The organism is Microbacterium sp. NPDC087591, from assembly GCF_044743625.1.
GTDB lineage: Bacteria > Actinomycetota > Actinomycetes > Actinomycetales > Microbacteriaceae > Microbacterium.
Window position 1 is genome coordinate 799,808 of the sequence record NZ_JBIUWU010000002.1, and the last position, 12,614, is coordinate 812,421.

The window sequence follows — 12,614 nt, forward strand, 5'->3', positions numbered from 1 at the left end:
TTCGTGGAAACCGGTCATCGGATGGTGCCCTCGTCGAAGCCGTCGGCACCATCGTCGAGCAGAGGGGAGATCGGGGGAAGTTCGTCGAGCGAGTTGATGCCGAGGTGCTGCAACAGCGCATCAGTCGTGCCGTAGTTGATCGCGCCGGTCTCGGAGTCGGCGAAGAGCTCGGTGATGAGGCCGCGGGCGAGGAGCGTGCGGACGACGGAGTCCACGTTCACCGCACGGATGGAGGCGACCTGGCTGCGCGTCACCGGCTGCTTGTACGCGATGACCGCGAGCGTCTCGAGCGCTGCCTGCGAGAGTCGGGCCGGCGCCTGTCCCCCGACGAACTCGGCGACCAGGTCGTCGTGGTCGTCGCGGACGTACAACCGCCACCCGCCGCCGACCTCGCGCAGCTCGAATCCGCGTCGGGGACCCTGCCCCCGTCCGTCGTAGTCCTCGACCAGCGTCTCGATCGTCTGCCGCACGGCGGGCACGGGCGATCCGACGGCGGCGGCCAGCGCGACCAGCCCGATGGGCTCATCGATGATCAGTAGGATCGCCTCGATGCGCTCCGAGAGCGGCGTGTCGCGGATGGCGTGTTCGCGCACCGCATCCGCGGTCACGGAGCCGCCCTCCGAGCTCACGGAGCCGCCCTCCGCGGTCACTGAGCCTGTCGAAGTGTCATCGGTCATAGTCGGCTCCCAGGCTCGCCAGTGTCTCGTCCGACCAGGTGTCGGCTGCCCAGCGGAGCGTCAGCTCGCCGAGCGGTTCCAGTTGTTCGAAGGAGAGCGCCGCATGGCGGTACAGCTCCAGCACCGAGATGAAACGCGCCACCACGATCCCGGGCTCGCTCACACCCGCGACGAGCTCGCGGAAGCTGACGGACTCAGCGCTGCGCAGCAGGGTGACGACGATGGCCGCCTGCTCACGGATGCTGACCAGCGGCGCGTGCAGATGGTCGAGACCGACGTGCGGCAGCTCCTTGGGGGCGAACGCGAGCAGGGCGAGGGCGGCGAAGTCGTCCACGCTCAGCGACCACACCAGCTCGGGTGTCTTGCGCCGGTGCTTCTCGTCGAGGCGCACGGCGCGCACGTGGCGACGACCCTCGCGGTGCAGGCACCGGGCGAACCACGCCGACACCTCCTTGAAGGCGCGGTACTGCAGCAGACGTGCGAAGAGCAGATCGCGCGCTTCGAGCAGCGCCACGGCTTCGGCGTCCACCAGCTCGCCCTGCGGCAGGAGACCGGCGACCTTCATGTCGAGCAGGGTCGCGGCGACCACGAGGAACTCGGACGCCTGGTCCAGCTCCTCGTCGTCATCGAGCTCCTTGAGGTACGCGATGAACTCGTTGGTCACAGCGCTGAGCGACACCTCTGTGATGTCCATCTCGTGCTTGGAGATGAGGTTCAGCAGCAGATCGAAAGGCCCGTCGAAGTTCGACAGGGAGACGCGGAAGCCGTCAGCAGATGGCTCCGGCGCGTCTTCCACGGAGGCCACGGAGGCGACGGCCGTGTCGGCCTCAGGGGTGTTCTCGTCAGGCGACGGCGCCACGGGCGACCAGCTCCCGCGCCAGCCGCAGGTAAGCCTGGGCGGCGGCGTGCTCGGGCGCGAACTCGGTGATGGGAACTCCCGAGACCGAGGCGTCCGGGAACTTCACGGTGCGGCCGATCACGGTCTCGAGCACGTCGTCGCCGAACGCCTCGACCACGCGCTCCAGTACCTCGCGCGAGTGCAGCGTGCGCGGGTCGTACATCGTCGCCAGCAGTCCGTCCATCGTGATGGAGGGGTTGAGGCGGTCGCGTACCTTGTCGATCGTCTCGATCAGCAGGGCGACGCCGCGCAGCGCGAAGAACTCGCACTCGAGCGGGATGATCACCCCGTGCGCGGCGGTGAGCGCGTTCACGGTGAGGATGCCGAGCGAGGGCTGGCAGTCGATCAGGATGACGTCGTACTCCCCCGCGACCTGGCGGAGCACCCGGGCGAGGATCGTCTCGCGGGCGACCTCGTTGACGAGGTGCACCTCGGCAGCGGACAGATCGATGTTCGCGGGCATGACGTCGAGACCCTCGACGCTGGAGTGAACGATCGCGTCGTGCGCGTCGCGCTTGGTGTCGAGCAGGAGGTCGTAGATCGTCGGCACGTCGTGCGTCGGGATGCCGAGCCCGGCCGACAGTGCACCCTGCGGGTCGAAGTCGACCGCGAGGACCTTGCGGCCGTACTCGGCGAGAGCCGCAGCGAGATTGATGGAGGTCGTCGTCTTGCCGACGCCGCCCTTCTGGTTGCACAGGGCGATGATGCGCGCCGGTCCGTGGGACTTCAGCGGCGGGGGCGTCGCGAACCCGTGATAGGGACGACCGGTCGGTCCGAGGGGTGTCTCGTCGGCCTTCTGTGCCTTCACCCTGGACTTTGCCGCTTTCTCAGCCACCGATTCTCCTGCTCCTTCGTGCTTGATCGATTGTAGCGGCCGCCCCTGACCGAGTCCTTCCGGCGCGCGGCGGGTCACCGCCTCCCGGGCGCGTCGGGATCAGCGGGCGCGAGGGTGCGAGGTGGCGTAGATGTCACGCAGCGTGTCGACGGAGACGTGCGTGTAGATCTGCGTGGTCGCCACCGACGCGTGCCCGAGGAGCTCCTGCACCACGCGCACGTCCGCGCCGCCCTGCAAGAGGTGCGTCGCGAAGGAGTGCCGCAGCGTGTGCGGCGACACCTCCGCGGTGATCTGCGCGCGATCCGCGGCGGCGCGGATGATGAGCCACGCACTCTGCCGGGAGAGCGGCGCTCCTCGCGCACCCAGGAACAGTCGCGCGGACGAACGCCCCGCCGCCGCGAGTTGCGGACGCACCCTGGTCAGGTAGGCGTCGACGGCGGTCCGGGCATAGGAGCCGATCGGAACGATGCGCTCCTTGGAGCCCTTTCCTCGCAGCCGCAGCACTTCACCATGGGCGAGGTCGTCGACGTCGAGTCCGACCGCCTCCGATACCCGCGCTCCGGTGGCGTACAGCAGCTCGAGCAGCGCGCGGTCGCGGATGCCGAGCGGTTCCTCGGCGGATGGCGCAGACAGCAGACGCTCGACCTGGTCGATGGTCAGTGCCTTCGGGAGCCGTCTGGGCGCCTTGGGCGGACGCAGACGCCCACTCGGATCGTCATCCTCGATGCCTTCTCGGGCGAGGAAACGGTGCCACCCTCGCACGGAGGACTGCAGACGGGCCAGGCTGGAGGCCGCGGGGGGCGGTTGCGCACTCGCGCACTCCGCGATGAACCGTCCGACGGTCGCCGGCGTCACCTCCGCGGTGTCCGCCACGCCTTCCGCGATCAGCCACTCCACGTACGCGCCGAGGTCACGGCGATAGGCCGCGACGGTGTGCGTGCTCAGCCCTCGCTCGATCGTGACATGCCGTAGGTACGAGTCGAGCGCGCGTTCGAGCTGCATCCTCAGCTCCGGTCGCGCAGCCTCAGCGAGGTCGCGAGCACTCCGAGAGACAGGATGCCGTTGCGCATCCGGCCGGCGAGCACCGCGTCGACGGCCTCGTGCAGCGGGACCCATTCCACACGGATGTCGGCTTCCTCGTCCTCCCGCGCATGCGCCACGGGAGCCTCGCTGACTCCGGTGGCGAGGAACACGTGGATCAGCTCGTCGTTGCCCCCCGGCGTCGTCCACGACGACACCAGCGGCTCCCAGTGCGCGGCGACCAGATCGGCCTCCTCCGCGAGTTCGCGACGGGCGGCCTCCAGCGGCTCCTCCCCCGCGACGTCGAGCAAGCCCGCCGGCAGCTCCCAGTCGCGATGGCGGATCGGATGCCGGTACTGCTGGATGAGCAGCACCCGCTCCCGGTCATCCAGCGCGACGATCGCGACGGCGCCCGTGTGAGCGACGTACTGACGACGGATCTCGCCGTCGCCGTAGCGCACCCGGTCGTCGCGTACGTCCCACACCGCGCCGTGGAAGACCAGGTCGGAGCTGACGACCTCGGGCGCGAACGGTTCGTCGCGCAGCTCGTCGAACGAAGAGGACTCAGGCATCGGCGCTGACGTCGAACAGCTCGCTCGCGCGGTGCCGCTCGATCGCCGCACCGACCAGTCCACGGAACAGCGGATGCGGATCGGTGGGGCGCGAACGCAGCTCGGGGTGCGCCTGGGTCGCGATGTAATACGGGTGCACGTCGCGCGGCAGCTCGACGTACTCGACCAGGTCGAGCTCGGGGTTGAGCCCCGAGAAGACCAGACCGGCGTCGGAGAGGCGGTCGCGGTAGGCGTTGTTGACCTCGTAGCGGTGACGGTGGCGCTCGGATGCCTCGGCCGCGCCGTACAGCTCGCGGGCCAGAGACCCCTCGGCGAGAGCGGCCTGGTACAGACCGAGCCGCATGGTGCCACCCAGGTCGCCGCCGTCGAGGATCTCGACCTGCTCCGCCATCGTGGCGATGACGGGCTCAGCCGTCTCGGGGTCGAACTCGCTCGACGAGGCTCCGTCGATGCCGGCCACGTCTCGGGCGTACTCGATCACCATGCACTGCAGTCCCAGGCAGAGTCCGAGGGTCGGAATTCCCTGCTCGCGCGCGAACTTCAGCGCGCCGAGCTTGCCCTCGATGCCACGGATGCCGAAGCCTCCGGGCACGCAGATGCCGTCGACCTCGGAGAGCTGCTCCTGCGCCCCCTCCGGCGTGTCGCAGAGGTCGGACGGGATCCAGCGGATGTTGACCTTGGTCTCCTGCGCGAAGCCACCGGCCTTGAGCGCCTCGGTCACCGACAGGTAGGCATCCGGCAGGTCGATGTACTTGCCGACCAGGCCGATGGTGACCTCGTGCTTGGGGTTGTGGACCGCGTGCAGCACCTTGCTCCAGCGCGTCCAGTCGACGTCGGCCGCAGCCTTCTGGTCGAGACCGAGGCGACGCACGATGTACGAGTCGAGTCCCTGATCGTTCAGCGTCGACGGGATGTCGTAGATGCTGGGCAGGTCGACCGTGTTGATGACGCCCTCGACATCGACGTCGCACATCAGCGCGATCTTGTTGCGGTTGCTCTCGCTCACCGGGCGATCGCTGCGCAGCACCAGGGCGTCCGGCTGGATGCCGACCTGGCGGAGGGCGGCGACCGAGTGCTGGGTCGGCTTGGTCTTCTGCTCGCCGGAGGCGCCCATGAACGGCACGAGCGACACGTGCACGAAGAACACGCTGTCGCGGCCGAGCTCGTGGCGCAGCTGGCGGGCGGACTCGAGGAACGGCTGGGACTCGATGTCGCCGACGGTGCCGCCGACCTCGGTGATGATGACGTCCGGACGCGGCTCCTCGGAGGCCTGCAGGCGCATGCGGCGCTTGATCTCGTCGGTGATGTGCGGGATGACCTGCACGGTGTCGCCGAGGTACTCGCCACGTCGTTCACGCGCGATGACCTGCGAGTAGATCTGACCGGTCGTGACGTTCGCGGCCTCGGACAGGTTGATGTCGAGGAATCGCTCGTAGTGGCCGATGTCGAGGTCGGTCTCGGCTCCGTCATCCGTGACGAAGACCTCGCCGTGCTGGAACGGATTCATCGTGCCGGGATCGACGTTCAGATACGGATCGAGCTTCTGCATCACGACGCGCAGGCCGCGGGCGGTGAGAAGGTTTCCCAGGCTGGCCGCAGTCAGTCCCTTGCCCAAAGACGAAACGACACCACCGGTGACGAAGATGTGCTTCGTCGTGAAATCGCGCTGCGTGGTGTCGTTGTTGGGTCCCGCTACAGAAGAGTTCATCACGGGCTTCAATCCTAACAGTTCGCAGAGGCACCGAGACTGAGAAGTTCTCGGGCGTGGGTGAGGGCGGCATCCGAATCGGTCAATCCGGACAGCAGACGAGCCATCTCCGCCTCACGCTCTGAGCCCGCCAGACGGCGGACGCTGGAGGCGGTGACCGCTCCATCATTGGCTTTCACGACGGAGAGATGGTTCGTGGCGAAGGCGGCGACCTGGGCGAGATGGGTCACAGCGATGACTTGGGATTTCTCGGCGAGTCGGGCGAGTCGTCGTCCGACCTCGATCGCCGCGGCACCGCCGATACCGGCGTCGACCTCGTCGAACACGAAGGTGGGTACGGGATCCGTGCCGGCGATGACGACCTCGATCGCCAGCATCACCCGGGAGAGCTCTCCCCCGGATGCGCCCTTCGCGACCGAGCGCGGTTCGGCCCCCGGATGCGGGGCGAGCAGGATCGAGACGTCGTCGCGTCCGTGCGCGCTCTCGGCCCCTGCGGAGACCGAGACCTCGAGCCGAGCATCCGGCATCGCGAGCGCGTGCAGCTCCTCACTCACCTCGGCACCGAGTCGCGTCGCCGCCGCGGTGCGGGCGGCCGTGAGGGCCTCCGCGTGCGTGTCGAGCTCGACACGCACGGCATCGCGTTCCGCGATCAGGCGATCGACGCGGTCGCCGTCGTCGTCGAGTTCGGCCAGACGGGCCGAGCCCGACTCCCACAGCGCGATCGCGTCATCGAGCGATCCGTGCGCGCGGATCAGCACGCTCAGGGCGGCACGCCGTTCCTCGACGGTCGCGAGCTCGTGCGGCCCGCTCTCGTCGAGGTCGGCGAGGTAGGCCGAGAGCTGCCCTGCGGCGTCGGCGATGCGGTAACCGATGTCGGCCAGCACGGCGGCGATCTCGGTGAGGGTTCCATCGGACGACCGCTCCAGCACCCGTCGCGCCTCGGCGATCGCGACGGTCGCATCGGGCTCGCCCTCCTCGTTCGAGAGCGCGTCGTGCGCCTGGGAGGCGGCAAGACGGAGCTCTTCCGCGTTGGCAAGCCTTTCGGCCCGGATCGCGAGCTCCTCGTCCTCCCCCGCCTCGGGTGCCGTGGCCTCGATCAGGGCGAGTGCTTCCCGCAGCCGGGAGGCTTCTTCGGCCCGACGGTCCCTGTTGTCGGTGATCTCGGCGATCTCCGAATCGAGTTCCTTCCAGCGGGCGAAGGACTCGCTGTAGCGAGCGAGAGCGGCGGCGATGGGAGCGCCACCGAACCTGTCGAGTGCGTCTCGCTGCGCCACGGCCGAGCGAAGACGCAGTTGCTCCGACTGACCGTGCACCACGACGAGCTCTTCGGCGAGAGCGGACAGCACACCGGCCGGCGCCGCACGCCCACCGACGCTGGCCCGGCTTCTGCCCTCCGCGCTCAGGGTGCGCGAGACGTAGAGCTCGGCGTTCCCGGTGTCGGCGGGCTCGAGCTCTCCCCCGGCATCGGTCACGATGTCGGCGACATCGCCGGTCTCGGGAACGATCCACACTCCGGCGACCGAGGCCTGCGTCGCGCCCGCGCGCACCGCGCCGGAGTCCGCACGCTGGCCGAGGAGGAGTCCGAGCCCGGTGACGACCATGGTCTTGCCCGCGCCCGTCTCTCCGGTGATGGCGGTGAATCCGGGACCGAGCGGAAGCACGGCGTCGGCGATCACGCCGAGGCCCTGCAATCGCATCTCCTCGATCATGACTGCTTCCCCGGTTCCTGCCCCCGCCATCCCTCGACGGGCAGCTGGAACTTGCGCACGAGGCGGTCGGTGAAGGCGGTGGGGTGCAGGCGCGCCAGTCGCACCGGACGCGATGAGCGTCGGGCCACGACACGGGCGCCCGGCGGGAGGTCGTGCGAGCGCCGACCATCGCACCAGAGGATTCCGGAGCCGTCGGTGCGCTCGAGCATCTCGATCGCGACAGCGGCGTCGGGGCTGACGACCAGCGGCTTCGCGAACAAGGCGTGCGCCGACAGCGGCACGACCGCGATCGCCTCGACGCTGGGCCAGATCACTGGCCCTCCTGCCGAGAAGTTGTACGCCGTGGAACCGGTGGGGGTGGAGATCACCATGCCATCGCAGCCGAAGCTGGACAGCGGACGGCCGTCGATCTCCAGCACGACCTCGATCATCCGTTCGCGGCTGGCCTTCTCGACCGTCGCCTCGTTCAGGGCCCAGGTCTCGTACACGACGGCGCCATCGGCATCCTTGACGCGCACGGAGAGCGCGAGTCGCTCCTCGACCTCGTAGTCGCGGGCGATGACGCGGCGCACCGCGTCATCCATGTCGTCCCGATCGATCTCGGCGAGGAAGCCGATGTGCCCCATGTTGATCCCGAGCACGGGAGCGCCGGTGTCGCGCACCAGCTCTGCCGCACGCAGGATGGTGCCATCGCCGCCCAGGACGATGGCGAGCTCCAGATCGGCAGGATCCACGGTCGCACCCAGCACGTCGACGTCGGCGAAGGCCGGATCGACGGCGGCGAGCTCCGCGCGGTCATCGCCGGCCAGCACCGGACGGGCGCCCGCCCCGCGCAGCGCATCGACGACGCGGCGGGCGGCCTCGACGGTGTCGACGCGGCCGGCGTGTGCGACGACCAGGATGTTCCGCTCGTTCATCGTCCTCCTGCCAACGCGTTGATGCGATCCAACCATTCTGTCGGATTGCTGCCTCGGCCCGGCGCGAGATGCACCAGATACTCGGCGTTGCCGTGCGTGCCCAGGATCGGGGAGGGAAGGATGCCGAGCATGCCGAGCCCCGCATCCCACGCGCTCCACACGGTGCGGGCGACCGCGTCGGCACGGGTGGCGGGGTCGGTCACCAGTCCTCCGCGCACGGCGGTGCGCCCCACTTCGAACTGCGGCTTCACCAGGAGCACGACGTCCGCCTCCGCATCGGCGGCGTGCGCGACCGCGGCGACGGCCGGCAGCACGAGCTCCAAGGAGATGAACGAGAGGTCGCCGACGATGAGGTCGGGAGCGAGGGGCTCCCCCGTCACGCCGGTCAGGTTCTCGGGGGTCATGTAGCGGACGTTGTACCCCTCGACGGAGACGACACCCGGATCCGCGGCGATGGCCGCGGCCAGTTGATCGTGGCCGACGTCGACGGCGAGCACCCGACGGGCGCCGCGTTCGCGCAGCACCTGGGTGAAGCCGCCGGTGGACGCGCCCATGTCGAGAGCCAGCCGGTCCGCGACGGAGATGCCGAACCCGTCGAGGGCGGCAATCAGCTTGTGCGCTGCCCGCCCCACGTAGTGGTCTGCGCCCGCGACGGTGATCTCGGCGTCATCGGATACCGCGGTGGACGCCTTCACGATCTGTCGGCCGTTCACGCTGACCAGACCGTCGGAGATGAGAGTGGCGGCGTGTGTCCGTGAGCGGGCGATGCCTCGCGCGGCGAGAGCGGCGTCGAGTCGCGTCATCGGGGAGCCGGAGTCTCGCGCTGATCGAGCTTCGCACCGCTGTCGAGGCGGCGGGACAGCTCGTCGTGCAGCGCGGAGTACGCTTCGGCACGCGCGGGCAGCGGTTGTCCTTCGATCAGACGCAGACGACTCCACAGGCCGTCGGTCGGCGCACTCGTCTCTTCACTCACGCCTCTACTGTACGCGGCGCCTCGGACGGCAGGCGGCGCCACGTCGGGGCGGCGCAGGGCCGCCGGGTCGACGCGGTCGTCAGCGGTGGTTCATGGACGATGGAACGGGTCGTCGTAGAGACGCTCCGGCACCCGCAGCACGAACACCGGAGTTCCGGATGCCCAGATCGCGGCGGCACCGGCGCGGAGCAGATCGATCTGCTCGCCCGATTCCGAGACGATCTCGACGTCCGCTCCGGTGACGCGCACGGCGGCACCGTTGACCGAGAAGACACCGTCCTTCTCGGTGGCCTCGGGGTACGGACGATGAAGGTCGCGCAGGTCAGCGAGGATGTAGGTGGGACGCGACCCCTCGGGCGCCGCTAGCACGTGCTTCGGTCGGTCGATCCCGGTGAGCACCAGTGCGGAGTCGATGCCGACCCGGCACGCACCCATGATGTCGGTGTCGAGCCGGTCGCCGATGAACAACGCCTTGGTCGCGCCGAATCGAGCGAGCGCCTCTTCGAAGATCGGCGCCTCGGGCTTTCCGGCGACGGTGGCCAAGCGGCCGATCGCCGTGTGCACAGCGGACACGAGCGTCCCGTTGCCGGGCGCCACTCCCCGCTCGCGGGGAATCGTCCAGTCGGTGTTGGTCGCGATCCAGGGGATGCCGCCTTCGTCCTCCGGCAGCTTCAGCGCGAAAGCCGCCTCGGCCAGATCGGTCCAGGCCACCTCGGGCGCGAAGCCCTGCACGACGGCGCTCGGAGCGTCCTCCGCGCTGCGAGTGACCGTGTACCCGGCCTTTTCGACCTCGTCGACCAGACCGTCACCGCCCACCACGAGAATCGTGGCCGGCGCGGGGAGGATCCCCGTCAGGAGACGCATGGCCGCCTGCGGGCTCGTCACGACATCAGACGCGCTGACCTCGAGACCCAGGCTGCTCAGGTGCGCGGCGACGGAGGCATCGGTCCGTGCCGCATTGTTGGTGATGTACCCCAATCGGGCGGACTTTCCCGCTTCGTTGAGACTCTCGACCGCGAAGGGAAGAGCTCCCGGACCGGCGTAGACCACCCCGTCCAGGTCGGCGAGGACCGTGTCCACGCCGGCGAGCGGCGTGGACGGCGTGGCAGAAGTGGACCGAGCCCGGGAGAACAGCCCCATTACGCGTCCCGCTCCGTGGCCTCGGTCTCGGTCTCGGAGTCGATCTCGGAGTCGGTCTCGCCCAGGAGTTCGCGCACCTCGTCCTCGACCGTGGGTTCCGGCACGTCGGTGGCGACTTCCTCGGACGCCGCCTCGTCCTGGTCATCGTCCGAGGATTCGGGCTCAGTGACGGCCTCATCGTCTGCGGCGTCATCGTCTGAAGAGTCATCGTCTGAAGAGTCATCGTCTGAAGAGTCATCAGCTGAAGACTCGATGTCGAGGAACTCGTCTTCGATCAGACCGTCCTCGACGATGAGCTCCTCATCACCGGCTTCGTCGACGCCGAGCGCCTCGGCAGCGACCTCAGCGCGATGCGCCCAGAATGCCGCCTCGTCATCACGACCGAGGTCTTCGAGCACCGCGGCGCGAGCCGCGAAGAGCGCGGGGCTCCACTCGAAGGCGCGGTCGGGATCGAGCTCGGGGATCTCGAGCTCTCCTAGCGCGAGTTCCAGGTCGCCCTGGTCGAGGCGCGCTCCGGACATCGCGATGGCCAGTGACACACGCACCGGAGTCGGCAGCGTCGAACGGTCGATCGCGCGACCCGTCTCGAGCGCACGATCCGGACGCCCGATGCCGCGCTCGCTGTCAACCATGAGGGCGATCTGGTCGTCCTTGCCGGAGATCCGACGGTACGTGCGCAGCTCACGCAGTGCGAGCGCGAAGTCCTCGTTGGCGTATGCGGTGATGCCGAGCGTCTCACGCACGATGGCGATGCGTCCGGCACGACGGGAAGCAGCCAGCGCGTGCTCATGAGCGAGCGCCGGGTCGTCGTCGATCAGACGCGAGGCCATGGCGAGATGCCGGGCGACGACCTCGGCGTTCTCCTTGCTCAGCGTCTTCAGTTCGTTGCGAGCGGATGCATGCAGGTCGCGAGCGGTGACATCCTCCGGAATGACCGGGTCGTTCGAACGCGGGCGTTCGCCTGACGCCTGCACCGGACGCTCACGACCGGCGCCCCCGCGCTGCGGGAAGGAACGCGCACGATCGCGGTCGCCACCGTCACGGCGGGGGGCGGAGTCGCGGTTGTAGCTTCCGCCCTCGCGGCGCGGGGCCGAGTCACGGTTGTACCCGCCGCCCTCACGCCGCGGAGCGGAGTCCCGGTTGTACCCGCCGCCCTCACGGCGCGGGGTCGAGTCACGGTTGTAGCTCCCACCCTCACGACGCGGCGCGGCGTCACGGTTGTAGCCGCTGGAACGGTTGTCGTCACGACGCGGAGCGGAGTCACGGTTGTACCCGCCGCCCTCACGGCGCGGGGCGGAGTCACGGTTGTACCCGCCGCCCTCACGGCGCGGGGCGGAGTCACGGTTGTACCCGCCACCCTCACGGCGCGGAGCGGAGTCACGGTTGTACCCGCCACCCTCACGGCGCGGAGCGGAGTCGCGGTTGTAACCACCGGAACGGTTGTCGTCGCGGCGCGGAGCCGAATCGCGGTTGTAGCTTCCACCCTCACGGCGCGGAGCGGAGTCGCGGTTGTATCCGCCGGAGCGGTTGTCGTCGCGGCGCGGAGCGGAATCGCGGTTGTAGCTTCCACCCTCACGGCGCGGAGCGGAATCGCGGTTGTAACCGCCGGAACGATTGTCGTCACGGCGCGGCGCCGAGTCGCGGTTATACCCGCCACCCTCACGACGAGGAGCAGAATCACGGCTGTAGCTTCCACCGTCGCGGCGGGGCGCGGAGTCACGGTTGTACCCGCCACCCTCACGGCGCGGAGCGGAGTCGCGGTTGTAACCACCGGAACGGTTGTCACCATCACGACGCGGAGCCGAATCGCGATTGTAACCACCGGAACGGTTGTCACCATCACGACGCGGAGCCGAATCGCGATTGTAACCGCCGGAACGGTTGTCGTCACGACGCGGAGCGGAGCCACGGTTGTACCCGCCACCTTCACGGCGCGGGGCACCGTCACGATTCGATGCGGGACGACCACCGGAAGGGCGCTGACCGCGCGATCCACTGTCGTCGTTGCGACGCGGACGGCGCTCTTCCTCTTCCGGCATGATGCTCCCTGTTGTATTTCGTGTAAACGCAAAATGGCCACCCATCGATGGGTGGCCATTTGCTTAAAAGAAGTCCGGCGGTGTCCTACTCTCCCACAGGGTCCCCCCTGCAGTACCATCGGCGCT

General features: G+C 69.0%; 12 protein-coding genes. All 12 read right to left on the reverse strand.

All coding sequences use genetic code 11. The annotated features are described in order from the left end of the window. Window positions 1-14: 14 nt before the first annotated feature. Window positions 15-677 (reverse strand): SMC-Scp complex subunit ScpB, encoded by a 663-nt coding sequence (gene scpB, locus ACIOVG_RS14450; protein WP_400874704.1) that lies wholly within the window; start codon window positions 675-677, stop codon window positions 15-17. Next, a complete protein-coding gene (locus ACIOVG_RS14455; RefSeq protein ID WP_400874706.1) occupies window positions 667-1,536 on the reverse strand; it encodes a segregation and condensation protein A in 870 nt (289 codons plus the stop codon). The genes scpB and ACIOVG_RS14455 overlap by 11 nt, the downstream gene beginning before the upstream one ends. Then, on the reverse strand, window positions 1,520-2,410 hold the full coding sequence (locus tag ACIOVG_RS14460; RefSeq protein WP_400874709.1) for a ParA family protein: 891 nt from the start codon (window positions 2,408-2,410) through the stop codon (window positions 1,520-1,522). The genes ACIOVG_RS14455 and ACIOVG_RS14460 overlap by 17 nt, the downstream gene beginning before the upstream one ends. A 99-nt stretch (window positions 2,411-2,509) precedes the next feature. Further along, the gene (gene xerD / locus ACIOVG_RS14465; protein ID WP_400874711.1) at window positions 2,510-3,412 is read right to left on the reverse strand and encodes a site-specific tyrosine recombinase XerD; all 903 of its coding nucleotides are present in this window, start codon (window positions 3,410-3,412) and stop codon (window positions 2,510-2,512) included. Between the two features lie 2 nt (window positions 3,413-3,414). Then, window positions 3,415-4,002: an NUDIX domain-containing protein gene (locus ACIOVG_RS14470; RefSeq protein ID WP_400874713.1), complete on the reverse strand. Its 588-nt coding sequence runs from the start codon at window positions 4,000-4,002 to the stop codon at window positions 3,415-3,417. Further along, the gene (locus tag ACIOVG_RS14475; RefSeq protein WP_400874716.1) at window positions 3,995-5,710 is read right to left on the reverse strand and encodes a CTP synthase; all 1,716 of its coding nucleotides are present in this window, start codon (window positions 5,708-5,710) and stop codon (window positions 3,995-3,997) included. Before ACIOVG_RS14475 ends, ACIOVG_RS14470 begins: the two co-directional genes overlap by 8 nt. Window positions 5,711-5,724: 14 nt before the next feature. Further along, window positions 5,725-7,419, reverse strand: coding sequence for a DNA repair protein RecN (recN, locus tag ACIOVG_RS14480; RefSeq protein WP_400874719.1), 1,695 nt, complete (start codon window positions 7,417-7,419; stop codon window positions 5,725-5,727). After that, window positions 7,416-8,336 carry an NAD kinase gene (locus ACIOVG_RS14485; RefSeq protein ID WP_400874722.1) on the reverse strand — a complete coding sequence of 307 codons (921 nt, stop codon included), beginning with the start codon at window positions 8,334-8,336 and terminating at the stop codon, window positions 7,416-7,418. The genes recN and ACIOVG_RS14485 overlap by 4 nt, the downstream gene beginning before the upstream one ends. Next, entirely contained in the window at window positions 8,333-9,139 is an 807-nt protein-coding gene (locus tag ACIOVG_RS14490) for a TlyA family RNA methyltransferase (protein ID WP_400874725.1), read from the reverse strand. Before ACIOVG_RS14490 ends, ACIOVG_RS14485 begins: the two co-directional genes overlap by 4 nt. Further along, the gene (locus tag ACIOVG_RS14495; protein WP_400874727.1) at window positions 9,136-9,309 is read right to left on the reverse strand and encodes a hypothetical protein; all 174 of its coding nucleotides are present in this window, start codon (window positions 9,307-9,309) and stop codon (window positions 9,136-9,138) included. The genes ACIOVG_RS14490 and ACIOVG_RS14495 overlap by 4 nt, the downstream gene beginning before the upstream one ends. Before the next feature lie 90 nt (window positions 9,310-9,399). After that, window positions 9,400-10,449, reverse strand: a complete 1,050-nt coding sequence (locus tag ACIOVG_RS14500; protein WP_400874730.1) for an HAD-IIA family hydrolase — start codon at window positions 10,447-10,449, stop codon at window positions 9,400-9,402. Further along, window positions 10,449-12,488 carry a primosomal protein gene (locus ACIOVG_RS14505; RefSeq protein WP_400874733.1) on the reverse strand — a complete coding sequence of 680 codons (2,040 nt, stop codon included), beginning with the start codon at window positions 12,486-12,488 and terminating at the stop codon, window positions 10,449-10,451. Before ACIOVG_RS14505 ends, ACIOVG_RS14500 begins: the two co-directional genes overlap by 1 nt. Window positions 12,489-12,614 lie beyond the last annotated feature (126 nt).